Origin of the sequence: Legionella tucsonensis (genome assembly GCF_001468035.1) — a bacterium.
GTDB classification, from domain to species: Bacteria; Pseudomonadota; Gammaproteobacteria; order Legionellales; family Legionellaceae; genus Legionella; species Legionella tucsonensis.
Genome location: NZ_LNZA01000001.1, coordinates 2,732,424 through 2,756,858, shown reverse-complemented (window position 1 = coordinate 2,756,858; position 24,435 = coordinate 2,732,424). Strand labels below are relative to the sequence as shown.

Sequence of the window (24,435 nt, the reverse complement as noted above, 5' to 3'; positions counted from 1 at the left end):
TCTGAGGAACAAAATATGAATGTAGCAGACGTTTATCCTAAAGTTAGGGAAATTGTTGCTGATGTGTTAGTAATTGATGTAGAAGAAATATCTCTTAACAGTCGGTTGATAGCAGATCTAGGCGCTGAATCTATTGATTTTCTTGATTTGGTTTTCCAATTAGAAAAAGAGTTCAAAATTAAAATTCCTCGTGGTCAATTGGAAAAAAATGCACGTGGTGATTTGGCAGAAGATGAATTCGAGAAAGGGGGTATTATCACCGAACAAGGTTTGATTGCCTTGCAAAATTATTTATGTGAAGTTCCTGCAGAGCAATTCAAGCCAAATATGAAAGTAAATGAAATACCCATGTTATTTACCATTGAAACGTTTTGTAAATTAGTTGTTGCTGCGACCAAGGAGCAACAAACCGCTGGAGCTGAGGCTTAATTGGGTGTTACTTTAAAATCAAGTTAAAAGGACATAATAAATACTGATGAGATTCTTATTTGTTGATCGTATAGTAGAGTCATCTCCTGGGCGGTTGATCCGGGGAGTCAAACATGTTACCTCAAATGATACATTCCTCACAGTTGATGAACAGGGACGCCCCTGCTTTATCCCTTCTTTAATCGGTGAAACATTAGGACAATTGACCGCATGGAATGTGATGGAGCTTCAGGGGTTTACCCGCAGACCTGTTGCAGGTATCGTCGCCAGTGCTTCCATGCATCGACCGGCTTATGTAGGGGAGACTTTATTGCTTGAGTCATTTATTGATCGTTTAGATGATTCAGTAATGCAATACCATAGCGAAGCAAAGGTGGGTAATGAGCTTGTTTTTCGTATTGAAGGTGCTTTGGGGCCTTTATTACCTATGGCTGATTTTATTGATTTGGATGAAGTAAGGCAGCAATTTTCTGAAATTAATCGTCCTGGGGATTGGTCAGTTATTAGCAAGGAAAGTGCACCAGGATTGAACGACGATCTGATTATGAGTTTGGAATTGCCCATAGTGCCCATGACTTTTGATAGAGTTCGCTCCAGTCAGCCAGGAGTCAGCTTAGTCGCTGAAAAAAGAATATCACGAGCGGCTCCTTATTTTGCGGATCATTTCCCTAAGAAACCCGTATTACCCCTGACAGTATTATTGGAATGCAAGTTAAATTTGGCATATGAATTTATTCGACGGTCAGGATATTTAGGACACTATAAAGTGAGTGAATTGCGCAAAATAAAAATGAGTGAATTCGTTTATCCGGGTGATATTCTTGAGTGCTTTGTAACAGTCAAAAAACAAACAGATGATGGGTTGATCTTGGCTTATCGCACTGAGGTTGCAGGAAAACGTGTTTGTGTCGTGGATATAGTACTTGATTCCCAGAGGTAAATAAAGTGAAAAAAAGACGAGTGGCTATTACAGGTTTGGGAGCAGTTTCTCCTCTAGGACTTGATGTGCAGTCCACATGGTCCAATTTATTGGAGGGGCGTTCAGGAATTGCTGAAATCAAACAATTTGATGCCAGTGCTTTCCCAGCTTATATTGCGGCTGAGGTGAAAAATTTTACACTCGCTCCCAAATTAACTACAAAACGTAGTCGCTTTTCTGTACCTTTTACACGATATGCTCTTGAGGCAGCACAACAAGCGTTTGATGATGCAGGTATCTTGCCTACAAAACAAACGGCAGCACAGTGGGGCGTAGTTACGGGTAGCGGTATGATGACTGCTGAATTTGATTTTCTGTCTCGATTTCAACAAATTTGTGCTCAAGATGGTGAAGCGGATTGGGAGCGATTACTTGCTAATACACGAGAATTTTACAAATTATCTGATTTTGGTAAAACAACTCCAAACTCGGGGCTGTCTTTATTGATTCAACAATTCGGAATCAGAGGTTATGCTTCCTCAGTGCATACAGCGTGTGCTTCAGGAGGGCAAGCTTTAGGGTTGGCGATGCAAGTCATTCGCAGGGGAGAAGCTGATTTTATGTTGGCTGGTGGATTTGATTCAATGATTAATCCTTTGGGATTATCCAGTTTTTGCTTATTGGGTGCTTTATCTTCTTATAATAGTACACCTGAAACAGCGAGCCGACCTTTTGATGCAACGCGCAATGGCTTTGTCTTGGGAGAGGGTGCTGCTTTTTTAATTTTGGAAGAATGGAGTAAAGCAAAAGCTCGCGGTGCTCGTATTTATGCCGAGTTAGCCGGTGAAGGGAATACCTTAAGTTCTTATCGAATTACTGACTCACATCCAAATGGTGATGGAGCCATTCAGGCAATCGAACGTGCTCTCCAGGATGCGGGAGTTCAGGCTTCTGATGTGGATTATGTTAATGCACATGGTACCTCGACCAAGATGAATGACTTAAGTGAAACGAATGCAATTAAAGCAGTTTTTGGGGAATATATCGCAAACTTGCCTGTAAGTTCGACTAAAAGTCAGACCGGACATTTGATTGCTGCGGCAGGAGCGCTTGAAGCTGTATTATCAGTTAAATCCATAGAGCAGGCACAGATACCAAGAACTGCTAATTTAACGACTCCAGATCCAGAGTGTGATTTAGATTATGTAGTTGATGGGCCACGTGAACGCTCTTTAGGCGTGGTTTTATCCAATTCTTTTGGATTTGGTGGCTCAAATAGCTGTTTGTTATTTAAGCATCCTGAGTTTGAAGGAGCAGATCGATGAGTCAGAGCAATAGAGTATTTATTACTGGGCGAAGCGCCCTAACTGCATCAGGTGCTACCGCTGATGCTACTTGGGATGCGATTCTTTCTGGTAAAAACGGAATTGCTAAAATGAGCCACTGGGATTTATCAAGTTGGCCTCATGGACTGTGTGGAGAGTTAAAAGATTTTAATCCTGCGAAAATGTTACCGGATCGTAAGTTACTGAAAGTTATTTCACGTCAGGACGTGATGGGAATTAATGCTGCGGTACAAGCAATCGAGCACAGTCAAATGATTGCTTATCGCGATACCCTTGATGATCCTGGCTCGTTTAATGAGCAAACTGCTGTTTTTGTGGGCTCCCCGGGAAATAAATATTTTCAACAGTATGACTTTTTACCTTTACTGGCAAAAACTCAAGGAAATATGCAGCAATTTGCAGAGCACCTGTTCGAAACAGTTCATCCGATGTGGTTATTGCGAATATTACCTAATAATGTTCTAGCATACACGGGGATCACCTATGAATTTAAAGGTCCTAATCATAATGTAACGAATCATGCAGTGGGTGGAACGCAAGCTTTATTGGAGGCATATCATGCGATTAGCAGTGGGCTGGCAGAGCGGGCCGTGGTTGTTGCCTATGATATAGCTGAACCCCAAGCCTTGTTTTACTATGAGCAATTAGGTGTATTAAGTAATCAACATTTAAAACCTTTTGATGCAGCGCATGATGGCACAATTTTAGCTGAAGGTGCTGCTGCTTTGATATTGGAAAGTGAAGCAAGCATGCGAGCACGCTCTGCAACATGTTATGGAGAGATTATTGGTGGATTATCTACCACTGAAGCGGAAGGGTTATTTTCTCTGGATGCAAGCGGACAGCAACTGGCGGAGTTGATGCAGCGTACTTTGGACCTTGTTAAACTAAATGCTGATGATTTAGGTTTTATTGTTGCCCACGGTAATGGTAATAGTAAATCGGATTATAGTGAATCTCAGGCAATACAAAATGTTTTTGCCCAGCAGGAAATTCCAGTAACCGCATTCAAATGGTCTATGGGACATACCATATGTGCTTCCGGCCTGATTGACGCGGTAATGACAACCTATGTGCTTTCATCTAAATGTGTGCCCGGTATTGCTAATTTGCAAAATATCGCATCCAGTTGTAAAGGTTTATCTGTAAGTGCAGAGCATCAGCCTTTAAAAGGAGGCCCTTATGCATTGACGATTAATCGCGGCTTTGCCAGTATGAATGCCTGTTTGGTGATCAAAGCTTGTGACTGAATTAGAACGAAAAATTAATGAATTATCTGTAAGCTTGTTGGGTCGATTCGTATATAAATTTTTACCCTATAAGCGGCAAGTCATTATGGCAAATATTGATCGCGTTTATGGCGATCAATTAAATGACGCACAAAAAAAGCGACTTGCTGTATCCTATTACTCGCATTTACTTAAATCCTTTAAAGAAGCAATTTACTTGCGCTTTATGTCTGAAGATAAGTTACGTAATCAAGTCGAGGTTCGTGGCCATGAAAACATGTTGGCAGTTGTAGCACAACAAAAAGGGGTTTTGGTTCTTACTGGACATTTTGGCAATTGGGAAGTTGCGCCAATAGGTGGCGTTTTAAATTTTAAAGAATTTCAAGGGCAGTTTCATTTTATACGCCGTACTTTGTCAATCAAATTTATTGAGCGAAGTTTATTTAAGCAATACTACCAAGTAGGTTTAAACGTTATTCCTAAAAAGAATTCTCTAGATAAGGTTTGTGCTGCGTTAGAACAAAATCATGCGGTCATTTTCGTTCTTGATCAACATGCTTCTTTGGTTAATCGAGACGGTATTGCTGTAGAGTTTTTTGGAGTAAAGGCAGGAACTTATCGTAGCTTAGCGACTTTATCTCGTTATACTGGAGTCCCAGTAATTCCGGCAGCGGGCTATAGATTGCCCAATGGAAAACATGTCTTAGAGTTTTATGATCCAATCCCTTGGAAAGATTATGGAAGTGCTCAAGAATCGCTATACTATAATACATTAGCTTATAATCAAGCTTTAGAACGTATTATTTTAGCTCATCCCGAGCAATGGAACTGGATGCATAAACGTTGGAAACTTAAGTTGTAGTAATTCCTTTGCTACTGATTGTTTTTTTAAAAGAATCAATATGCTCTACTTCAAAGGTCTCTTCCTCTTTTTCTGGACTCTTCATTTTCGCAAAAAAACCTTCAGCCCAATGCAATGCACTTTGTGCATATACAGCAGCCTCGCATGTATATTCGGAAATCACTTTAGTTGCGTTTGCTACAAAGTCAGAGCTTTCTGAGCTTTTTAAAGGCTTAGTACTGGGTTTGATTACCAGTTCAGGCAGCAGACAATCTAATTCGTTGGAAACATAGTGTAGATGGTCTGAATCTTCATTGACTTGTGCAAGTAATGAATCCACCTCACAGCGGGGTCTTTCCTTTAACATCAACTCCAATAGACGAAATTGATTTATAATGAATGGATTTTGATTGTCTTTTAACCATTGATAAAGTCCTTCATATTCTTCTTTACGATTCATTACATAATGATATAAGCGGTGAAGTTTTTGTCTTGTGTTCAGTTCCTCTTTAGGCGTTGTTTGTAACGAGTAACTATCTAGAGCCCTAATAATATCTTTAAATTTTTCTTGTGTTAATGGCAGACGGATTTCGTTTAATAAATCCGGAAGATTTTTTTCTGACTCCTGAGTTGATACAGATTTTTTTATCCAATTATTGGATGGTTTTTTATTTTTTTCTCTAAGGTTCAATGATTCTGGAACGACGTATTCGGGTGAGTTAGGTTTAAAAAGGCCAGTCCATCCGTAAGTCCAACATCGTTTGAGCCATTTAATCAATCCAGAAAAGAATCCTTGTTCTTTAGTAAAATGTAACTCATGTTGTGCTTCCGAAAGTGCTTTTTGAGCAAAGAGAATAATTTCTTGATTTTTTTCAGAGTTCATATTTTTTAGTGCCAAAGTACACAAATCAATAACTCTTTGATAATTTTCCGCTCCCCCACGGAGACCAAAATAACGAATGATTCTCTTTGCATCAAATAAAAATAATTGATAGCTGACTTGCTCATCAAAAAAATCAGGATGGTTTAAAAAAGTAGTAAATATAGCTTCTTTTACCGTTCCATCTAATTCAGAACGTCCTAGCATGAAACCAATATGGTGTATTGCATTGGCTCGAATTGTGAGATTTTCAGATTGCTCATAAAATTCCATGTAATCATTAAGCAGTTTCTCAATTGACTCAGCATTACCTTTATAGTGTATTAAAAAATACTCAAAACAATTAATCAACTTGTCATGCTTAATTAACCCTTCTATAAAGGGGTTTTCATCGGGATCTGCTGAGGGTTTTTGTTCTTTTGCTCCTCCCCTAGGAAAAAGTGGATTTAAATGAACATGTTGCAGCATTCTTTCGATGTTAATTCGATTATTTTGATAAAATAATGCAACATTTCCTTTTAGTGCATTATTTCTTAAATAGCGATTCGTTAAATGAGCTGTTTTTTTTGCTAACTCTTTAAATGCAAGTTTATCGTTCAGGAAAAAAAGTAACTCAATTGCTTCGAGTGAAAAAGAATGGTTTTTATCTAATAATCTTTTAGATAATTGATTAATATAGTTCGCATAGGCTTTATTATAATGTCCATTAAGATAAAAGCGTATCGCCAAAATCAAATGAGATTCTTTGTTTGCATGATCTAGGAATTTAACAGGTATGCTATTAAATAATCCTAGATGTTCAATAATATTGAGAATGACTATTTCTTTCTGATTAGATTCCATTTTACTCAATTCATCAATGATATTATGTCCGGCAATGTTCATTAAATGAGCTAAGATGTAATGTGCATTAGGCATGGAGACAAAATGAGTGAGCCAATAAGTTAGAATCTTGTGTCTTTCATAGAGGGGATATCGTTCGATTAAAGCTTCTATTTGTGTCTTGGTTAATTGATGAAAATGAGGAATTGAGCAAAGAACACTGACTGCTGCTTCAGGTTCCAATTTACTAATCAATTGAGTTGAGAGCGTTTTAAAATCTAATTGATGAATCAGGAAATTAAGACGCGAAGGAATATGGAGATCTGGAAGGGTTAATCTGTTTAATATTGAATCACCTTTTAAAGAAGATAAGAATTCTTTTTGACTTAATAAGTAAATGATCAAGAGCGATTTTACCTGCGGATTTTTGACTATTTGAATGGATTCAAGAATATTGGGGAGTGTCAAATTTCCTTCTTCAAGAGTTTTTAAAAATTGGGATTGGCTTCCTCTATCCTTATTGATTTCCGTTAAATACTCTGAGTTTCCCATAGCCGCCTTGAATAAATCAAAACTTTGTATTTTGCTTCCTGTCATGGCACTCTCCTTTTTGCCAAGCACCCAGCTCCAAAATAGACTTCTTCCAAAAACGCTACTGAGGTGACAAATTGCTTTGTCGATGTGGTGCTTGAGTCCTTATGTGACTGAGTGTACAGTCCGGTTCGGCACTCTCGCTTCTCCTCGCACTTTGCAGCCTAATCTCGACTCTTGCGTCGAGTTGAGGTTATGTAAGTTTTGGAACGGTGCGAGTGTTAGGCGTTCTTTCAGGATAACTCTTTGTAAATAAAATTCAATACTTGTGTTAATTTTGGCATAGAAAGTGATATTGTTGAAAGATAAATTCAATAGGGCTCTAAAATAGGATGCCTTCATAAACAAAGACGGCTGGACCAGTCAGGATTATTGGTTCATTAAATGTTGCCCAGTCAATAAATAAATCACCGCCAGGCAACGTGACTTTGATTTGTTTGTCCAGTTGGTGATATAGGCGTCCGACAGCAGCAGCTGCAACAGCGCCACTTCCACATGCTTGAGTTTCTCCACAGCCACGTTCATAGACTCGTAATTTGATATGCTTTGGACTTACAATTTGCATAAATCCAACATTTGCCTGCTCAGGAAAGCCTGGATGCAGGCTGATTTGTTTTCCAACAGTATGAACCGGTGCTGTTTCTGTATTCTCAGTCAATAATACCGCATGTGGATTACCCACACTGAGTGCATGTAAACTTATTTTTTGATTATGCTCAAGCTCCAAAAAATATTCGGCGGCTTGCTGTTTTGCTCTAAACGGAATGGCTGATGGGGTTAATTGTGGAATACCCATATCGACACTGACGCTTGAGTCTGAATTGATATATAAATTCATCTTTGTAGTCGAGGTCGCCACAGTTAAGTGATTTTTATCAATTAAACCGTAGTATTTTGCAAATAAAGCAAGACAACGTGCTCCATTACCACATTGACCAACTTCCTGACCATCCGCATTGAAAATTCGATAGTTAAAATCGATACCATCCTGCTGACTGGATTCAATAAGTAAGCATTGATCAAAACCAACACCAGTGTTGCGTTGAGCCATACTGGCGATTTGTTGGGGGCTAAGATTGATTTTCTGATGGATCCCATCAATCACTATGAAATCATTGCCTAAGCCGTGCATTTTGGTAAATTTGATTTTCATAATTTGCACCATTAAATCAGTTATCTATTACTTGTGGCATTTTTTGTTGATTCTGGCAAATAAAGAGGCCCTTTTTGCCCGCAACCCAATAAGAATATGGGGATGCAAATCATAAATAAAAAGTAAATTCGTTTCATTGGACACAAAGTGATTAACAGTTAGAAGGTAACTATCCATTTATTTAAGTAAAAATTCAAGTAATAAAATACTAAGGCTGTAAGTAGACCTCTACATTTCTGAGTGGACCTGGCGATGAAAAGCATAGCCTGGGAAAACCTGAGAAAAACACGGGTTATCGGGCATTACCCGGGCTACAAATTCCAATTATATTAATAATCATTTATAAACATGTTTGCTTCATCAGTATCGTCAATTGAGATATCAAGCTCTTTTCTATATTTATTCATTGTGGAGACCACATTCTGTCCAGAAGATTGCCAGAAGTACAACGATTTTGTAGATGAATAGCCTACATGAGTATAAATTGCGAGTGCAATTAATCCTGGAACGATACCACTTAAAAGAATTCCTGCGGCAATTAAGGCATTTTGACAATATCGCTCCCAATCCGCATCACGATGCTTTTTGAGCTCTGCTTCAATAGTATCCAAATTTTTGTAAAATGAGCGCAAACGCATTTGGGGATGGGGAAAGTTTTCTTTATTTTGTAAAACAGTAAGCAGCCTATTTACCTTTTGAATCTTAAAATTTATCTTTTTATCCTCTTTTTCTATTTCATCATCGTGTTCCAACTCTGTAGGTCTATTGGATAATTGAGATTTGAGTAATGCTAAATATTCATTTGTTAATGGAATCAGTTTCTTATTTATGAGTAATAAATACTCAGCTTCTTTATCATTATTGAGTGCAGCACGGTATTCATTTTTTTTGTGCTTTTCAGCCACTAATGATGCATACGTTTTTTTTGCTTGCTCTTCTTTTTCCACTATTTGTTCCTGCATATTTTCGATGCGAACATTTAAATGCTGATTTTCCTGTTCTAAAACAGCTTTTTCGTGTTTGAGTCTATCAATGACACCGTATTTATTGATGGCATGACGTTCAACCAACTCCTGGAACGTGTTTTTTTCCGCAGGCGCAGGTAGTGCGTGGGGGCGATCTCGATAAAACTTTTGTGCGGCGATATCGATTAAAGCCTCAGCTTTTTTTCGAAGAGATAGCTCATGTTTATTGAAAATGGCTTCTTCAGTTACAAATAATCGACCGAGTGCCGCAGTATCATTAATAAAGACTCCGATTTGATGATACAGTTTTTCAAATTCATCAAATGAGCTGCCATAATAGTCGTTAAATCGTTCTGTAAGTTGTTCAATTAAATTTTCTTCCGTTCCCTCTTTAGGTAATTTTTCTCCCAATTGGTGGCAGATGTAAGCTATTTTTATAGTTACTGGATAATCTGTTAATTGAGCAAATTCATGGCTTTCGAAAATCCTACTGATTTCGGGATTAATTTCTAGGCCAGAATAACTTTCATCTTTATTAATTTGAGTTAATAAAGAATTAAAAAAGTATTTTAAATTGGCATCAGTTGGTGTTTGCAAACGATTCAATTTTTCGTCAAGGTTTGCATGTTGTTGCTCAACAGTCTGAGTAATTCCTTTTAAACTTAAATTAATCAGTTTTGCTACAAATTCTTTTATGGTTTCATTTTCAATGTTTGATAATTCATTAAATTCTTGAAATATGTCAATGATTGCTGCAAAAAGCTCTTCTTTTTCTTTTTGTTTACCGCTTTCGCTCCAATCGTCGCTCAGATATTGTTGGTTTACTCTTTGTATTAATGCGCCAAAAGAACTTAAAACATCTTGGCGTACACTTTCACTGTCAAGTATTGCTGTTGCTGCAATTGAGTGCTCAATATGTGAGGATGAAAGATTAGATATTTTTCTAATGTTTTTAGATAATACATTTTTCGCTGATTTAATCAATGCAGCCAAGTTATGATCTTCATGTGAAGCAACTTGGAGTATTTTGAAGAAATACTCTTTCATTAATGTACTGTGCTCTTCATTCACATATCCGATATTTTTAGGAAAAACTTCTGTTAAAAGACCGTATTTATGACCAGTACGCAGCATTTTTCTTTGAGGAGCTACGCCCATAAATGTGTAGTGAGTCGCATTAAACGCTTCATATGCAGATCTATTTTCATAAATTTTGTCATAAAGCTTGCGAAATATAGTTGGAAAATCAAGTTTTGCTACATCAATGCCCTCGCTAATGTCCATTTCTTCCAGAAATGCGAGATATTTTTTACCTAAGCTGGTATGTTCATGAAAAATTTCGCGTGCGTCTTTAAATTCAACCCCATGGGATGTTAAAAAATTTAGTAATTTAAAAATTATTAATTTTTGAACGTGTGTTGCTTTGGTATTATCGGGAGAAACGACAACGTTTTGTTGTGATGCATTACTTCCAGCAGAGCCTGTACCGTGATGTCCGGGCAGGGTATGTCGAATTATTATTTGTTCTGGATTTGAAGCATCGACATAGATTGGAGTAAAACCCCAATCAGAATGTTCATTTTCATAATAGACAAATTCGGCATGTTTTACAAAAGAAGGAAGAGTAAAAAATCGTTCGTCATACCATGTTACTGGCCAACAGTCTCCAGGAACCGGATCAATGATAAAAAGATTCATTGATGCATTGGCAATATTAGCTTTTAGCGTATTGAACCAGCGCTCTTGGTCTTGTTTGTCTTTAGGTAGTTGGGTTAATAAAGGTTTAATGATGTCAGGAGTATTATTAAAAGGTTTGCCATTTTTTCTGGCTGTTTGTTGCTGCGTTAGCTCTTTGATTAGTTGTTCGAAATTCTCACAAGAATTAATTGCTTTTTTTATCGCATCGAGTTCATGAGCAATCAGAACGGATTCAACCCCACCCCTGCTGTGTGCAATATCATTGAGGTCAGTTTGTCCGCGGACAAGAGCATTTAAAGCGATACCCAGGCCAATTCCAATTTTTTCGCCGACATCTGTTCCGTCTGTTTTGGGTCCATTAACAACAGTGGCTTCCGAAGATTGATAGGGGGCAGGTTGTTTGTGATTAATTACAGGGTTCTCTTTTGTTTTAATCAATGTAGAAACAATACTTAGACTTTCTCCCTTAGGGTAATATTCCTGTACTATATCCCCTTTTTTTAAGGGTTTAGCTTTTTTCTTGCTTTTTAGAGTGGGAGTATATACTGTATCGGTCCCTAGCATCGTAAGGGTAAATGGTTCTTCTTTTTCAAACATCTTTTGCTGCTTATTAATTCACACTAGCGAACTATAACTCATATTGAGTAAAAATGGAATATCATGTTCGATATTTTCGTCTTGAAATAAATCAATTGGATTTTATTTCAATCAATAAAGCCTCTATAAAATATCGAGAGTATATAACTTGCACTGTGTTGATGCATTAGCGATAATTTCTCTTTTTTGTCTGTGAGGGGATTTGTTTTGAATGTATTTATAAATGAGTCACAGGCTCAAACACAAGCATGTGTTATTTGGATGCATGGATTAGGTGCTGATGCTTCCGATATGATGAGTTTGGTCGATCAGTTAACGATTGAAGACGTAGCGATACGCCATGTATTTATTAATGCCCCCCAACGCCCAGTAACGTTAAACGGGGGGATGGTCATGCCTGCGTGGTATGATATTATTGGTGTCAAGTTAATTGATAGAGAAGATAAAGACGGAATTGAACAATCAGAATTGCTGATTCGTAAAGTTATTGATGAACAATTAAATGATGGTTTTACACACAATCAGATTTTCCTAGCAGGATTTTCACAAGGAGGAGCCATGGCATTACATACGGCTCTTCATACACCAGCTTGCTTGGGTGGAGTTGTTGCCTTGTCTGCTTATTTACCTTTAGCTGCACAGACCAGAGCAAATCTGGATAAAAGCACACCTTTTTTTATGGGGGCAGGACAATTTGATCCCCTGGTTTTACCTCAATGGACTGAATCAAGTAAAGAATGGTTATTGAAAAAAGGATATGAACATATTTCTTATTATAAATACTCTATGGAACATTCAATTTGTTTTGAGGAAATTAAAGATCTGAGTCTTTGGTTTAGACATAAAATTCGGGGAGAAGCATAATGCCCATAGTGAAAAAATCACGTACGGTCAATTATACTTGTGAGCAAATGTTTTCGTTGGTGAATGAAGTTGAGCGTTATGCAGAATTTCTGCCTTATTGTACAGAAAGTGTAGTACATCATCGTGATGAAGATGAAGTGCAGGCCACTTTAGTTATTGGTGCTGCAGGGATGAGTAAATCCTTTACTACACGTAATCGATTACAAATTAATAAAATGATCGAAATTCGTCTTGTTGATGGTCCTTTCACTCATTTAGAGGGCTTTTGGCGTTTTGATGAAACGGAAGATGGATGCAAAGTTTCATTTGACTTAGAATTTGAATTTGCCGGGCGTATGTTTTCCATGTTGCTTGGTCCAGTGTTTGAGCAAGTAACGGATAAAATGGTTGATTCTTTTTGTGAGAGAGCCAAGGCAGTTTATGGTGAAAATTGAGTTGGTATATGTAGCTGTAGATAAAAGTACGGTACATATGACTTTAAATCTAGAACAAGGGGCCACAGTTCTTGATGCCCTTAATGTCTCAGGAATATACGAGATTCATCCGGAAACGCGAAACATGGTCGTTGGAATTTATGCAAAACAAGTTTCTTTGGCGCATGTGCTTCAAGAAGGTGATAGAGTAGAAATATATAGGCCTTTGGTTTTAGATCCAAAAGAAAAACGACGTCAAAAGGCAACAACTACTCGCCGCCGTGTGTAATCCATCTAAGTCTATACAGATCGTTGCCGACGTCCCGCTGGGCGTAGGCAGCGATGTGAGTAAGAGATAGAGGCGGGGCTGAGGGTATAAGTTCTCAGTCTTTATTTAAGCCACAAAACACGCAAGTTCAGGTTATTCTTGATTAACATCTGGGTGATTAAGCGACGCAACGCCCGGTTTTAGCTTACTGCGCTCTATATGTGTGAGTCTATCGCTGTGAAAATATAAGCTTACGGTTGCCATAGTCGTATATCCACGGCCTCTACGCCAGGTGTATGCATAGTCCCAGCGGTCATTATTAAATGTAGGGCTTAACAAACTGGTTCCCATTAATATAGCAACATCATTTTTACTCATCCCTATTTTGAGACGATTAATTTTTGATTGTGGTAATAAATTCCCCTGCTGAGCTACTCGTCGAGAGAGATCAAAAGAGGAGCATTGGGTAAGAGCTAAGGTAAATACGATTCCAAGTAGAAAAATTATTATTCTCATTTTTTTGCCTATCGTGAAAAATTTCGCCATAATAACACGTCATTTACTGAAAGACACCTGGAGCATTAAATGGAAGAAAGTAAGCAGCTTAAGAATGCTGGATTGAAAATTACTTTACCGCGTTTAAAAGTATTACAAATCTTGGAACAATCTCCCAATCATCATTTAAGTGCGGAAGGTGTTTACAAGGCATTATTAGAAACAGGAGAAGATGTTGGTCTTGCAACAGTTTATCGTGTATTAACGCAATTTGAGGCAGCAGGGTTGGTTACTCGTCATAATTTTGAAGGGGGACACTCAGTATTTGAATTGAGTCAGGGAGCTCATCATGATCACCTGGTTTGCATCAAATGTGGTTGTGTTGAAGAGTTTGTTGATGAAATTATTGAACAAAGACAAAAAACAATAGCCGAACGCGCACATTTTCAGATGACAGATCATGCTTTAAATATTTATGGGATATGTCCTCGGTGCCATAAAGGCGAATAAAACATCCGTAGTTTTATTTTTCTTTTTTTCCAAGAAGAAAATAGGTCTTTACATCACCAATTCCCTTCATTTCCAAAATTCCTCGTGGTTCAACAATGAATTCATCTTGGAGCATAAAAGCCATTTTTTCAGAGATTTGGATTTGATTAGGGAGAGAAGTTTCTTCCAGTCGGCTGGCTAGGTTGACCACGTTTCCCCAGATGTCATAAACAAATTTTTTATGACCAATTATCCCTGCAATGACAGTACCATAGGTAATGCCAATACGAAATTGAAGTTGCATCTGATTTTCTTGATTGAAAGCCTGCATTTTTTCCAGAATAGCTAAAGCATAATTCGCAATGTTGATTGCATGCCTTGTTGTTTGTTCAGGTACACCAGATACAGCCATATAGTTATCACCAATGGTTTTAACTTTTTCTACATGATATTTTTCGGTAAGTTTGTCGAGTTCAGCAAACAATCGATTTAAAACATTTACTGTTTTTTTAGCACCCAATTGATCAGTTAATTGAGTAAAATTAATAATATCTGCAAACATAACACTGGCTTGGGAATATTCATCAGCAATATCCTCCTCTCCCATTTTCAAGCGTGAGGCAATCGACTCTGGCAAGATATTCAATAATAAAAGATCATTTTCCTTATTTACTTTAGATAATGTTTTTAATGCATGAATGATAAAAAAGAGCATAAGTAAGGTTGAGAGAAGTGAGAGCCCAAGTGCTAAAGCGATAATTTTTGACATTTCCAGATCAATTTTTTCGTTGATTAAGAATGTTCGACTATTTATGAGGGTAAAAAACTCCTGTAAGGGCTTCATTACTTTTAATTTTTCTTGCAAATAGTCATCGCCAAAAACCATTTGTTGGGCTAATTGGCGATTTGGTTTTCCAATAATCGTATAATTTCCTGACTTATCCTGATATTTTCCTTCAACCAGATTCATTGCTTTGATTTCGGTTTCTGCAAGTTTTTTACTTTGATTCTCAGCTTCAGTCAGCAAAGAGAATTCTTTTAGAGTAAAATGATGCTCCAACATCATTGCTGCTAATGATTTTGCTGGACCATAAGGTTGGGGGCGTTTATTACCAATGACCAAATCCCAATACAATTCGTCATAATTTTCAGGGCGAGGTGAGGTACCATTACGTATCGCTAAGATTTCGTTATAGTTATCATAGTACTTTTTTTCGCCTGTGATTACATACAGACGAGCCATCTCAGTTAAATCATCAGAGCTCTGGCGAAGTTGGTTCGCTAACGCAAACAATTGATAACGTTCATTTCCATCGATAACTTCTTGTACAGCAATGTGTTTTAATGAAAACAAACAAACGATAAGGCTCACAAGAGTGATTGCTAGAAAGAAGAAAAAATAGTATAGGAAGCGCGTGTTCTTAAGATGGAGTTTTCTTAGCACGTTTAACTCATTTTGGCTTATCTACTTACATTGAGAATAGCTCATTTATAATACTAGAGCTATTTCTAATAACTAATTTTAAATGCTATTCTTTAATAAAGAAGATATCTGTGCATTAGGAAATTTTTAGGACAAGCTCGGACTTGATCCTTAACTTAGTTCAGGGATTAATTAATGAAATTGCTATTTTTAGGGGCAGGTAGTGGTATCGGAACGGATTTTGAAAATTTCCAGTCAAATATGCTACTTCTAACGGATAGTGGTAAGAAACTATTGATAGATTGTGGTACGGATATTCGTTTTTCATTAACTAAAGCCGGATATCTTCCTCAAGATATTGATGCAGTTTATATTAGTCATTTGCATGCCGATCACATAGGTGGTATTGAATGGTTTGCCTTTCAGCGTAAGTTTGCTTCTTCTAATGGCCCACCTCAGTTAATCATTCATAAAGATTTGGTTCATCGGTTATGGGAGCATAGCTTAAGTGGAGGATTGAGAACGCTTGATGATAGAGAGGCAATTTTGAGTGATTATTTTTTGGTTAATATAGTCAAGGACGAGCACATTTTTAATTGGGAAGGGTTGAAACTGAATTTAGTTCAAACTATTCATATTTATTCTAATAAGAAGCTGATGCCAAGCTATGGTTTGGCCATTGGTTTTAAAGGAAAAACATTCTTCATTACTACTGATGCACGGTTTACTCCAGAGCGTTTTGAAAAATATTATCGAGATGCAACGCTTATTTTTCACGATTGCGAAACTATGGAAACCTCCAGCGGAGTACATTCTCATTTCAAGCAGTTAGATACATTGGATCCCAAGATTAAGGCAAAAATCTGGTTATATCATTACAATGATGGAGAGTTACCTGATGCTCAATCGCATGGTTTTGCAGGTTTTGTCCGTCGTGGCCAGGAGTTTGACCTTACTTAAGCGTAATATTATTTAGGCTAAAGCTCAGTATTTTGAAACAGTTGCTGCGTATCGACAAAAAGTATTAACCGCATTCCAGGAAAGAGGATAATCTGATTGGGATTTATCATAATAGGGTATGGATAAAGGCAAGGAGCATTCAATAGATAACTACCAGTCCCTTGAGCCTTTATCCTAATCAAGGTTTGTTGTATTAATCAAGATTAATAGTATATGAGTAGCTGCCAATACCATCGTATACTGTATTAATATAGCGAATTCCGTTGCAAGAAGCGCTAACAGTTGGATGGTTCATCAATGGACCATCTTTAATATCAAGAACACACCAATTCTCAGCATCGTAGGCAACAGTAACATGAGCATAGCCACTGCGACACTCGAAGCCATCTCTGATTTCAAAACTGCGAGGACCAATTAATTGAAGAAAAACATCCTGATCGCTAAATCCACTGACAACATAAATGCCAGGGTGGGATGCATCACTTAAACGAAAATAATCTTTATAACCACACCAAGATTTATTGTCTGCGTGCGCATTCATCATCATCAAGCTGGTGGCAGCCAATACCATCCATTTTTTCATAACAGAGCCCCTTTTTTATTATTAAATCCGGTGCGATTATAGGGAAGTATTGAGTATAAAACAATCACTCTGCTGCACTACTTAGTTGAACACACATAGGTCTGCAACGATCACGACAAGTATCTCATTTGAGTCTATAACCATAACAGAAAAATAACTGGCTTAGCAAATAAACCATAAAACCTAAAGTCAGGATAATTGCTCCAATGGAAAAATAAGTTGATCTCATTGCGGATCATTAAGCTGTTGAAAATAATGCGTTGATTTGAATTTTTTAGAATTTTTAAATGTGTTTAAATTGAGTAATGTATCAATATTTTTTTGGAAAATACATTAATGATCATATTATTTAAACTGATTATTAATTTCTAATTTTATAAAAATATGGTCTAGAATAATTTACAGAAGGAAAAATTTTAAAAACAAAAAGAGAGGGGAAAAACTATGAACACTCTGAAAAAAATAGCAATTGTAAGTATTTGTATTACAGCACTTGGCTTACTAAGCTCTTGTGGAACGGTTCACGGTTTTGGAAAAGATGTATCTTCCGTGGGTAAAGATATTCAAAGGGCATCACGATAATTTCTTCTTCTGCTCCCTATAGAAGATGCTATGGGGAGTATTCAGTTTATTGGTGGTTTTTAATTACATGGTGATACAAAAAGAAGTTTTTGAAACCTCATTCTTTTGAGCTCCATTTTTACTGCTAAATAAATGCAAGTGGATTGCAGGTGATTTTACAACAAATGGATTGATAGTCCCATCCCAAGGAATAAATTGTTCCATGCTACGAAAAAAACATAAGGTTGGAGGAGATAAAATAATTTTTTGTTCATATTGTTGACAAATTTTTAGCAATTCTTCTATTTTATTTTTAATTTCTTTAAAGACGTGTTCATCGTCAATTTCTCTATATCCATATGCTAAAGTAATGTGAAAATCATTGGGTATTTTATTTTCCAAGTCAAATTCTTTTGCAACTTGTTGAATTATTGTTTGCTGTTCTGGGGGTATGGATAAAATTAACTTTAATTCAGAAAAATAATTTATAGCGTCAATTGAAACTGAGGGATTGAATTGTAGTTCAATCAGTTTTTTATTAATACTTTGAAAAATCGTCAGTTTCTTTGATATAAAAGAAAGCCAATTTTCCGGGATTTCTTTTTGAGTATATAAATTACAGGTGGTCATGTGATAGCTTTGATAAGGCAGAGGGGAAAAATAGTCATATAGCACTGAAGTGCTTTTAAGATAATGGTAAATATTCTGCCATAGTTTTTGATTTATTTGTCCTGCATGAGCAATAATGGTCACACCGGAAAATTCCAGATAATTGCCTTGATCATCGATTTTCTTTGGAGAGGGCATAATACATAATATAATGGGGCATAGTTAATATTTTATTGACGTTATTGATAGAAAACAATTCTAACTTTTAGTAATTGCCATTTGTTGTTCTGTAATGACTTGACTCTCCATTAAATCATAAAAACTTTGAAGAGACTTTAGCTCAGGTTTATCATTGGATTTAAAATCTTTGAGTGCATTTAGTGTGGTTTCAATAATTGCTTTTGCTTGTTGCTTGTTTCCTTTGCTCAGTTCTATTATTGCATCGTTGAGATTTTTATTTAATATTACTTGTCGTTGCGCACCTTCTCTAAAGAATGAAAAATATTCTGATTTAACTCGAGTATCGTTTTGAGTCATTATCTGTTGCAATTTTTCAGCTAATCTTAAACAATCTGCAGCGTGATACGGGTCTTTTTGTGCAAGTTCTGAAAGATTTTTTCTGGAATCAACACTTAGTTTGGAATGAGTAATTAACTGAGGTATTGATTTTTTATCAAAATCTTTTTTTAGACTCCCTAGCTCTTCTTTTACAGCCCTTTTCTTAATCATATGTTCATTGTAGCGAATTGCTTTATCTAAGGCTTTATCAAATGCGTCTTTATTGCTATTTAAAAATAATTCCTCTAGATCTAAAGTACTAAAACCGTCAATGTCAGCAAACTCTTCTTGAATCTGAGCTAGACCCAAGGGGGCAACAAACTCATGTAAACTGTGTCCTCCAGCATTAAATAACAAGGCGGAAACATACAAAGCCAGGAACGCTCCCAATTTTTCTTTGGATGATAAAAGGGCTTCATCAGTGGTTTTTTTGATGTGTTTTATTACTTCATACGTTATTTGGCTTTCATGTATGAGTTCAGCGGCTTTAGCTAGAACTTCAGAGGTTACTTTACCGGATTCCATTATGCTTAGAACCAGATCGATTTGATTTTTTTTCGTGGTTTCATCGATTGTTTGACTTGGCGGTGTAACGTCATCAGTTGGTTTTGCCTGAGCATCCATATAATCGGCTAATTTCCTAAGCTCTTGTATTTTTGCTAAAGCGCGTATTTCACAGAGCATGGTTCCTGATATAGAGTTTGAGAATGGATGAACGAGGCGAGAAAAATTATCCTTAACCCATTGAGCATTAGGATCGTATGTTGATTGTTCAGAAGGTTTTAAAAACTCTTGGGTTTTGGCCATACGAGCTGGATCATCCAAAGAAACAGGATCGCTGCTTTGTAATAAACCAAGTGCACTGGTTGTTGTTTTACTCTGATTTGCTTTAGTTATTTTTCCTCTTTCCAGGTAGACTCCTTCACCATAAATATCTAATGGAAGTAAATGGGGTCCTTGAGAGGCAATGATCATTGCTACAAAAGCAGTAGAGACTATCGCGCTGATTTTTTGCCTTTGTTCCTCAGTAAACTCCGAAAATATTTCTTTCTTCTGAAGTTTGGTCAGATAATCGGCATACTCACGCTCTATGGCATCAGATGGGGAATATTCCCCTTGCAAAACTTCCTCGTATAGATCTGCATAAGAGCAATATGCAGTTCCTTTAACGGCGTCTAAATGTTGATTGATTTCGGCTAGAGTAAGTTTATCCAGCTTGCTGCTTAATGTTTCATAAGCCAAATGCGTCTCAAAATAACGACGAGTGCTGTCATGGGTAATATCTTCGGGAGCTCTGGAGATCTGAAACCCTGATAAAGCAGGATCTTTGAGGTAAGTATCGATTGCTAATTGAGTTGTTTCGTTTTTTGCTCCCGCCAAATATAAATGCTTCAATTCATTAGATTTCTCTGCATTATTACGGTATTTTGCCAGGAGAATTAATAAAGCTTGCCCTACAGTGATTTTCATAACTCAACTCAAATAAATGATAAAAAAAATATCCCATTGATTATAATTAAAGCATATTTTGCGAATTTTAGTTGACTTGAATTGTATTGAGTTGAATTAGTAGAATATTAAGATGTAATTTTGAATAGAGTGCGAATTCTGCAATTTTTTGCCCCCAATTCTTTTTTTATAAAAGGTTGCCATTTCCAGGAAGGGATATCGTAATTTTGTGAGTGAAATAGCTCATTTAAATGAGCTATTAATGCTTCTTTTTCTAATAAATCAGGAATGATTTGGATCGTAAATTGATTTAAGGCATGTTGTTGGATAGCATAATCCTCGAATTCAAAAGGAAAGGATGCCATTTTCTGGCGAATTAGGTCGGCAAAAAGCGGAAGCACTTTATTATTTTTGGTTGCATAACATATATCGCCTTCGCGGCCTTCAATTCCTGCCAGCTGAGTAAAAACTCCGTTTGATATTTCTTCAATTAAGACATCATCTAAACGATAGCGGATGATTGGTTGTGTTGTACGCAGCAGATCAGTAATAATAGGAACAAATCGCTTTTCATCCAGCCACTCTTTTTCAATAATTAAATATTCTTCATTCATTAATAAATGATTACTTTCTTTATCACTGATGGCTAAAAACCCTTCGGTGCATTGATAGACTTGTGCCACCTGACATTGAAAGAGGTTGCTGATAATTAGTTCATCGCGTTTTTCCAAAACTTCAGCAACAGCAAATATTTTTTCAGGGGTAATTGATAAACGGTGCTTTTCTCTGGATAAAGCCAGTAATACAGAGGTTGGCGCTGAGATAATGGTAGGCTGTATTTCATTTAAACGATCAATATGATCTTCGAAATTTTCGAGTAAATCAAAAAAATAGAATTGAATTTTTTTTCTTTTACTCAGCGTTGTATAGAGTCTGCTATTTGCTCTGAGAAAAAAGGCAATGCGCTCTTTTCTCTTGAGTCCTTTGGGTAAGGATTTAGCCAGTAAAATGCCAGCCCAGGCATCACGTTCTTTTTCATTGGCAAGAAATAAACCTCGACTTCCGGATGTTCCAGATGAAAGCCCAACCGCAATGTCATTGATTAAAGCAGAAAAATCACGTGTGTGTTCTGCTGCTAAAGCCAGTTTCAAGGCATGGTCTTTTTTTATTTGTACCGTATTTATCTCATCAAAATGCTGCATCATTATTTTTTTATTGATAATTGGCCATTCATTGAACGGTTTATGCAAATAGGGTTGATAAAAAGGGGATTTGTACAAGGTCGTTTTTACGAGCTTTTTAAATCTTTTTTCCTGATAAGCAGATAATTGGTCCCGTGATTTGAAGCGTTTTTTAAGAAAATGTGTCTTAAAGTAATAATAAAGTAGCCTAAGCATCATTGTTGACTCTCCAAAAGACGAGCGCGTATATGTTGGCAATGAGATGGAATAATATCGATTTTTTTATTATTTTTAAAAAGTTGATGCAATTTCTTGATTGTTTGTATATACGCCTCTTTATTATCATGAAGCAAATAAGTGAGGAGACTTGGATAAACAAGATTTTTAAAGGTTTCTTGGTGCCAACAGCTGTCTGCAACTAAAAAAGTTTCTTGAGCTGCTTTAAAATACAAACCAATTTGTCCCTTAGCATGACCCGGCAAAGGAATAGCAATAAGTTGATCATCACTAAAAAGATCAAATCCGGCAGTAAAGGGTGATAAATTTGGTTTCAGTACTATTTCATTTTTTAACACAACCAAACGTTCATAAAAGTCTTTAGGAAGTAGCTCGGGTAAAAATCCCTGCATCAATGCTTTTATTCCTGCTTTGTGACGGATGTCGTTTATGGCATCAGGATGACAGAAAAATTGGGCATTAGGGAAGTCTTTTAAACCACCAATGTGATCCGCATGAAAATGAGAAATCACAATTGCTTTGATCTCCGAGGCTTGGATATTATGTTCTGCTAATTGTTCTTTAAGAGATTTTTTTAACACCATAGGCGTTAAGCGCCGGTAGATGGAAAAGGGAAATTTTTGTGTTAAGTCATTGAATCGGCGGCTATAGCCTGTATCAAATAGGATATAACCTTGGAAAGGGTGTTTAATTAAAGCACAGATTGCAGGGTATTCATATTGTTTCCAATGACCGCTTTTTAAAGTCATTTTCTCACAATGTGTGCAATATCCCGCTTCAAATAATTGATACTCTATCATGATCTTCGATACCACTCGGCAAAACGTTCTATTCCTTGATTTATAGTGATTTTTGGTCGATAAACTAAATCTTTTTGAGCTGCTTCAATGTTTAAGGTTTGCCCCATACATAAAACAGCTGCACTGTAGCGAGTCAAACGCGGTTCTTTATGAATAAAGGGAAGATTATAGAGTTTTTCCATGCAGCCAGCATATGTTTTTGCAATTGAATAAGGGATAAATTTGGGTATCAATGGTTTGTGTAATGCGCTAAAAAGTTTCGAAATAATGGTCATTAAAGCTTGTGGCTCCCCATTAGTTATGTTGTATTTTTTGCCGCAAAATTTCTGTTCTGCCTGTGCTGCTAAAAGTAAACTGTCTACTACATTTTCGACATAGGTAATATCAATTATATTGTTCCCATTACCAATAACAGGCAGGATACCTTTTTTTTCATTCTGGAGCATGCGAGGCAAAATGGCACGATCATAAGGGCCGAAAATAGCACGTGGACGTAAGGTAATCACATTCATGTTTTTTTCTTGATAGGCCTTATCCACCAGAGACTCAGCGAGTAATTTGGTTTTTACATAATAGTTGGCTGGTTTTGAAGGTAATGCTGCATCTTCCTTGATGTTATGTTGTTCGGTGAAATTAAAATAAATACTTGGTGATGAAACATGAACTAATCGTGTATTGGGGGGCGTTGCTTCAATTACATGTTGAGTACCTAGTACATTGGCCTCATAAAAATCTTTATATCGTCCCCAGGGGCTGGAAAGAGCCGCGCAGTGAAAAATGGTTTTGGCATCCTGCGCTACTTTTTTTAATTTCTCTTTATCGAGTAAGTCCAGGGTTATAAATCGTGCCCCAGATTGATTAAGGATTTTACCAAGCTGTACATTACGTCCTAAAGCGATTACTTCATGACCGTTTGCGATTAATCGTTGAGTTAAATTGAGTCCAAGACAACCTGTTGCTCCGGTAACAATACAAACCATATTAATACTCCAAAACTAAACCACCCGCGGCTAAACCGGCGCCGGTACCCATTAACAGCACTAATTGTCCTCGTTGCAATTGCTTGCTGTCAATCAAAGTGCATAATGCAGTAGGAATGGAAGCTGCAATTTGATTTCCATAATAAGGATAAATTGAAACAAATTTTTCAGTTGGAATATTCAATCTTTTTTGCACATGATGCATCGCGAGCAGACTTGCTTGATGCGGGACAAACCAATCGATATCATTCATAGAGAGACTGGCTTTATTTAAAAGATTCTCTATGAGGTTATCTAATAATTTGGATGCCAGTTTGAATACTTTTTTACCTTCCATGTAAAATAGGCTTTGTTCTATGTTCTGTAACGGATTTTTTGCTGGCAAACGTGTACCCCCAGCTTCAATTTGGCAGAATGTAGAGCCAATACTGTGAGTCTCATGATGCGACGATAAAATTCGATTTGTTCCTTCATTGCTTTTTTCAAGTATACAAGCAGCAGCTCCATCACCAAAAATGGTGCAGGTTTCCATATCTTGCCAATTTAATCCCACTGAAGCAATGTCACTGGAAACAATAAGAACACGTTTATATCGTGCTCCCTCAACTAAATACGATGCAATGTCTAAGGCACTAATAAAACTTAAACACGTGCTGTTTATATCAAAACAGGCCGTTCCTGATTGTTCCAAGCCCAATTGTTTTTGAATTAATGCAGAAGTGCAGGGAATTGCTTGTTCTCCCACGCCGCAAGCACTGATGATGGCATCAATTTCTGTTAATTTAATATTTGCTTGTCGCACTGCAGCCAACGCTGCTTGTGCACCCATATAAGAGGTTGTTTCATCTGGAGATGCAAAGTGACGCGAAATCAATCCAGATTTTTTTTGTACACTGCCTTTGGGTAGATTAAGTTGAAAATCGAGTTCTGTAGAAAGAACTTTGTTTCTGGGTAAATAACATCCCATTCCTGTGACTTTTACAGCAGGCATATTCACTTCCTTTATTACTTCAATGAAACTATTCTCGATGGTCATAGACAGGCAAATCGCCATCAATCATACTTTATGTTCATTTATTATTCAATTATATTGAA

The 24,435-nt window shown here is 36.9% G+C and carries 24 protein-coding genes; 11 read left to right on the top strand and 13 right to left on the bottom strand.

From position 1 onward, the window contains the following. Positions 1 to 15 precede the first annotated feature (15 nt). The 5 genes from Ltuc_RS12205 to Ltuc_RS12185 are packed head-to-tail and all read left to right on the top strand — an operon-like array spanning position 16 to position 4,785. Positions 16 to 429: an acyl carrier protein gene (locus Ltuc_RS12205; protein ID WP_058521522.1), complete on the top strand. Its 414-nt coding sequence runs from the start codon at positions 16 to 18 to the stop codon at positions 427 to 429. A 46-nt stretch (positions 430 to 475) separates the two neighbouring features. Beyond that, entirely contained in the window at positions 476 to 1,369 is an 894-nt protein-coding gene (locus Ltuc_RS12200) for an ApeI family dehydratase (protein ID WP_133138305.1), read from the top strand. A 5-nt stretch (positions 1,370 to 1,374) separates the two neighbouring features. Then, positions 1,375 to 2,673, top strand: a complete 1,299-nt coding sequence (locus tag Ltuc_RS12195; protein WP_058521521.1) for a beta-ketoacyl-[acyl-carrier-protein] synthase family protein — start codon at positions 1,375 to 1,377, stop codon at positions 2,671 to 2,673. Beyond that, complete coding sequence (locus Ltuc_RS12190) at positions 2,670 to 3,944, top strand: beta-ketoacyl-[acyl-carrier-protein] synthase family protein (protein WP_058521520.1); 1,275 nt, start codon at positions 2,670 to 2,672, stop codon at positions 3,942 to 3,944. Before Ltuc_RS12195 ends, Ltuc_RS12190 begins: the two co-directional genes overlap by 4 nt. Further along, positions 3,937 to 4,785 (top strand): lysophospholipid acyltransferase family protein, encoded by an 849-nt coding sequence (locus Ltuc_RS12185; RefSeq protein ID WP_058521519.1) that lies wholly within the window; start codon positions 3,937 to 3,939, stop codon positions 4,783 to 4,785. The genes Ltuc_RS12190 and Ltuc_RS12185 overlap by 8 nt, the downstream gene beginning before the upstream one ends. Here the strand turns inward: Ltuc_RS12185 and Ltuc_RS12180 are convergent. The 4 genes from Ltuc_RS12180 to Ltuc_RS12170 all read right to left on the bottom strand — a co-directional run bounded on the left by Ltuc_RS12180 (position 4,775) and on the right by Ltuc_RS12170 (position 11,470). Continuing rightward, positions 4,775 to 7,063 carry a hypothetical protein gene (locus tag Ltuc_RS12180; protein WP_058521518.1) on the bottom strand — a complete coding sequence of 763 codons (2,289 nt, stop codon included), beginning with the start codon at positions 7,061 to 7,063 and terminating at the stop codon, positions 4,775 to 4,777. The two genes, Ltuc_RS12185 and Ltuc_RS12180, sit on opposite strands and share 11 nt — an antisense overlap. Positions 7,064 to 7,379: 316 nt before the next feature. Continuing rightward, positions 7,380 to 8,210, bottom strand: a complete 831-nt coding sequence (gene dapF, locus Ltuc_RS12175) for a diaminopimelate epimerase (RefSeq protein WP_058521517.1) — start codon at positions 8,208 to 8,210, stop codon at positions 7,380 to 7,382. 20 nt (positions 8,211 to 8,230) lie between these two features. Then, on the bottom strand, positions 8,231 to 8,347 hold the full coding sequence (gene lptM, locus Ltuc_RS15105; RefSeq protein WP_083498084.1) for an LPS translocon maturation chaperone LptM: 117 nt from the start codon (positions 8,345 to 8,347) through the stop codon (positions 8,231 to 8,233). 192 nt (positions 8,348 to 8,539) lie between these two features. After that, the gene (locus Ltuc_RS12170) at positions 8,540 to 11,470 is read right to left on the bottom strand and encodes a hypothetical protein (protein ID WP_058521516.1); all 2,931 of its coding nucleotides are present in this window, start codon (positions 11,468 to 11,470) and stop codon (positions 8,540 to 8,542) included. A gap of 207 nt (positions 11,471 to 11,677) precedes the next feature. Here Ltuc_RS12170 and Ltuc_RS12165 point away from each other — a divergent pair, with 207 nt between their 5' ends. The 3 genes from Ltuc_RS12165 to Ltuc_RS12155 are packed head-to-tail and all read left to right on the top strand — an operon-like array spanning position 11,678 to position 13,036. After that, the gene (locus tag Ltuc_RS12165) at positions 11,678 to 12,334 is read left to right on the top strand and encodes an alpha/beta hydrolase (protein WP_083498083.1); all 657 of its coding nucleotides are present in this window, start codon (positions 11,678 to 11,680) and stop codon (positions 12,332 to 12,334) included. Then, entirely contained in the window at positions 12,334 to 12,768 is a 435-nt protein-coding gene (locus tag Ltuc_RS12160) for a type II toxin-antitoxin system RatA family toxin (RefSeq protein ID WP_058521515.1), read from the top strand. The genes Ltuc_RS12165 and Ltuc_RS12160 overlap by 1 nt, the downstream gene beginning before the upstream one ends. Further along, positions 12,755 to 13,036, top strand: a complete 282-nt coding sequence (locus Ltuc_RS12155) for an RnfH family protein (RefSeq protein ID WP_058521514.1) — start codon at positions 12,755 to 12,757, stop codon at positions 13,034 to 13,036. The genes Ltuc_RS12160 and Ltuc_RS12155 overlap by 14 nt, the downstream gene beginning before the upstream one ends. Positions 13,037 to 13,168: 132 nt before the next feature. Here the strand turns inward: Ltuc_RS12155 and Ltuc_RS12150 are convergent, their stop codons facing one another. Further along, the gene (locus Ltuc_RS12150) at positions 13,169 to 13,561 is read right to left on the bottom strand and encodes an outer membrane protein assembly factor BamE (protein ID WP_058521513.1); all 393 of its coding nucleotides are present in this window, start codon (positions 13,559 to 13,561) and stop codon (positions 13,169 to 13,171) included. 39 nt (positions 13,562 to 13,600) lie between these two features. Here Ltuc_RS12150 and fur point away from each other — a divergent pair, with 39 nt between their 5' ends. Next, the gene (gene fur / locus Ltuc_RS12145; RefSeq protein WP_019233405.1) at positions 13,601 to 14,020 is read left to right on the top strand and encodes a ferric iron uptake transcriptional regulator; all 420 of its coding nucleotides are present in this window, start codon (positions 13,601 to 13,603) and stop codon (positions 14,018 to 14,020) included. A gap of 13 nt (positions 14,021 to 14,033) precedes the next feature. Here the strand turns inward: fur and Ltuc_RS12140 are convergent, their stop codons facing one another. Beyond that, positions 14,034 to 15,443: an adenylate/guanylate cyclase domain-containing protein gene (locus tag Ltuc_RS12140; protein ID WP_058521512.1), complete on the bottom strand. Its 1,410-nt coding sequence runs from the start codon at positions 15,441 to 15,443 to the stop codon at positions 14,034 to 14,036. Between the two features lie 174 nt (positions 15,444 to 15,617). Here Ltuc_RS12140 and Ltuc_RS12135 point away from each other — a divergent pair, with 174 nt between their 5' ends. Continuing rightward, a complete protein-coding gene (locus Ltuc_RS12135) occupies positions 15,618 to 16,382 on the top strand; it encodes an MBL fold metallo-hydrolase (protein WP_058521511.1) in 765 nt (254 codons plus the stop codon). Between the two features lie 193 nt (positions 16,383 to 16,575). On the opposite strand, the gene Ltuc_RS12130 is transcribed toward Ltuc_RS12135, so the two are convergent. Beyond that, positions 16,576 to 16,965 carry a hypothetical protein gene (locus Ltuc_RS12130; protein WP_058521510.1) on the bottom strand — a complete coding sequence of 130 codons (390 nt, stop codon included), beginning with the start codon at positions 16,963 to 16,965 and terminating at the stop codon, positions 16,576 to 16,578. A gap of 444 nt (positions 16,966 to 17,409) precedes the next feature. Here Ltuc_RS12130 and Ltuc_RS12125 point away from each other — a divergent pair, with 444 nt between their 5' ends. After that, a complete protein-coding gene (locus tag Ltuc_RS12125; protein ID WP_058521509.1) occupies positions 17,410 to 17,547 on the top strand; it encodes an entericidin A/B family lipoprotein in 138 nt (45 codons plus the stop codon). 63 nt (positions 17,548 to 17,610) lie between these two features. On the opposite strand, the gene Ltuc_RS12120 is transcribed toward Ltuc_RS12125, so the two are convergent. The 6 genes from Ltuc_RS12120 to Ltuc_RS12095 form a co-directional block, all read right to left on the bottom strand. Further along, the gene (locus tag Ltuc_RS12120; RefSeq protein WP_058521508.1) at positions 17,611 to 18,333 is read right to left on the bottom strand and encodes a DUF1868 domain-containing protein; all 723 of its coding nucleotides are present in this window, start codon (positions 18,331 to 18,333) and stop codon (positions 17,611 to 17,613) included. A gap of 60 nt (positions 18,334 to 18,393) precedes the next feature. Next, a complete protein-coding gene (locus Ltuc_RS12115) occupies positions 18,394 to 20,163 on the bottom strand; it encodes a hypothetical protein (protein WP_133138304.1) in 1,770 nt (589 codons plus the stop codon). Between the two features lie 107 nt (positions 20,164 to 20,270). Continuing rightward, the gene (locus tag Ltuc_RS12110) at positions 20,271 to 21,542 is read right to left on the bottom strand and encodes a F390 synthetase-related protein (RefSeq protein WP_058521507.1); all 1,272 of its coding nucleotides are present in this window, start codon (positions 21,540 to 21,542) and stop codon (positions 20,271 to 20,273) included. Continuing rightward, entirely contained in the window at positions 21,539 to 22,360 is an 822-nt protein-coding gene (locus Ltuc_RS12105; RefSeq protein ID WP_065236218.1) for an MBL fold metallo-hydrolase, read from the bottom strand. The genes Ltuc_RS12110 and Ltuc_RS12105 overlap by 4 nt, the downstream gene beginning before the upstream one ends. Beyond that, positions 22,357 to 23,340, bottom strand: coding sequence for an NAD-dependent epimerase/dehydratase family protein (locus Ltuc_RS12100; protein WP_058521505.1), 984 nt, complete (start codon positions 23,338 to 23,340; stop codon positions 22,357 to 22,359). The genes Ltuc_RS12105 and Ltuc_RS12100 overlap by 4 nt, the downstream gene beginning before the upstream one ends. Position 23,341: 1 nt before the next feature. Beyond that, positions 23,342 to 24,331: a beta-ketoacyl-ACP synthase III gene (locus Ltuc_RS12095; protein ID WP_058521504.1), complete on the bottom strand. Its 990-nt coding sequence runs from the start codon at positions 24,329 to 24,331 to the stop codon at positions 23,342 to 23,344. Between the last annotated feature and the right edge of the window lie 104 nt (positions 24,332 to 24,435).

What these genes read in the sequence shown, in the direction of transcription:
- Ltuc_RS12205 (WP_058521522.1), top strand. Translation starts at nt 16, where the DNA reads ATGAATGTAGCAGACGTTTATCCTAAAGTTAGGGAAATTGTTGCTGAT.
- Ltuc_RS12105 (WP_065236218.1), bottom strand. Translation starts at nt 22,360, where the DNA reads ATGATAGAGTATCAATTATTTGAAGCGGGATATTGCACACATTGTGAG.
- Ltuc_RS12150 (WP_058521513.1), bottom strand. Translation starts at nt 13,561, where the DNA reads ATGGCGAAATTTTTCACGATAGGCAAAAAAATGAGAATAATAATTTTT.
- Ltuc_RS12110 (WP_058521507.1), bottom strand. Translation starts at nt 21,542, where the DNA reads ATGATGCTTAGGCTACTTTATTATTACTTTAAGACACATTTTCTTAAA.
- Ltuc_RS12115 (WP_133138304.1), bottom strand. Translation starts at nt 20,163, where the DNA reads ATGAAAATCACTGTAGGGCAAGCTTTATTAATTCTCCTGGCAAAATAC.
- Ltuc_RS12155 (WP_058521514.1), top strand. Translation starts at nt 12,755, where the DNA reads ATGGTGAAAATTGAGTTGGTATATGTAGCTGTAGATAAAAGTACGGTA.
- Ltuc_RS12135 (WP_058521511.1), top strand. Translation starts at nt 15,618, where the DNA reads ATGAAATTGCTATTTTTAGGGGCAGGTAGTGGTATCGGAACGGATTTT.
- Ltuc_RS12160 (WP_058521515.1), top strand. Translation starts at nt 12,334, where the DNA reads ATGCCCATAGTGAAAAAATCACGTACGGTCAATTATACTTGTGAGCAA.
- fur (WP_019233405.1), top strand. Translation starts at nt 13,601, where the DNA reads ATGGAAGAAAGTAAGCAGCTTAAGAATGCTGGATTGAAAATTACTTTA.
- Ltuc_RS12200 (WP_133138305.1), top strand. Translation starts at nt 476, where the DNA reads ATGAGATTCTTATTTGTTGATCGTATAGTAGAGTCATCTCCTGGGCGG.
- Ltuc_RS12180 (WP_058521518.1), bottom strand. Translation starts at nt 7,063, where the DNA reads ATGACAGGAAGCAAAATACAAAGTTTTGATTTATTCAAGGCGGCTATG.
- dapF (WP_058521517.1), bottom strand. Translation starts at nt 8,210, where the DNA reads ATGAAAATCAAATTTACCAAAATGCACGGCTTAGGCAATGATTTCATA.
- Ltuc_RS12130 (WP_058521510.1), bottom strand. Translation starts at nt 16,965, where the DNA reads ATGAAAAAATGGATGGTATTGGCTGCCACCAGCTTGATGATGATGAAT.
- Ltuc_RS12125 (WP_058521509.1), top strand. Translation starts at nt 17,410, where the DNA reads ATGAACACTCTGAAAAAAATAGCAATTGTAAGTATTTGTATTACAGCA.
- Ltuc_RS12170 (WP_058521516.1), bottom strand. Translation starts at nt 11,470, where the DNA reads ATGTTTGAAAAAGAAGAACCATTTACCCTTACGATGCTAGGGACCGAT.
- lptM (WP_083498084.1), bottom strand. Translation starts at nt 8,347, where the DNA reads ATGAAACGAATTTACTTTTTATTTATGATTTGCATCCCCATATTCTTA.
- Ltuc_RS12100 (WP_058521505.1), bottom strand. Translation starts at nt 23,340, where the DNA reads ATGGTTTGTATTGTTACCGGAGCAACAGGTTGTCTTGGACTCAATTTA.
- Ltuc_RS12190 (WP_058521520.1), top strand. Translation starts at nt 2,670, where the DNA reads ATGAGTCAGAGCAATAGAGTATTTATTACTGGGCGAAGCGCCCTAACT.
- Ltuc_RS12120 (WP_058521508.1), bottom strand. Translation starts at nt 18,333, where the DNA reads ATGCCCTCTCCAAAGAAAATCGATGATCAAGGCAATTATCTGGAATTT.
- Ltuc_RS12095 (WP_058521504.1), bottom strand. Translation starts at nt 24,331, where the DNA reads ATGCCTGCTGTAAAAGTCACAGGAATGGGATGTTATTTACCCAGAAAC.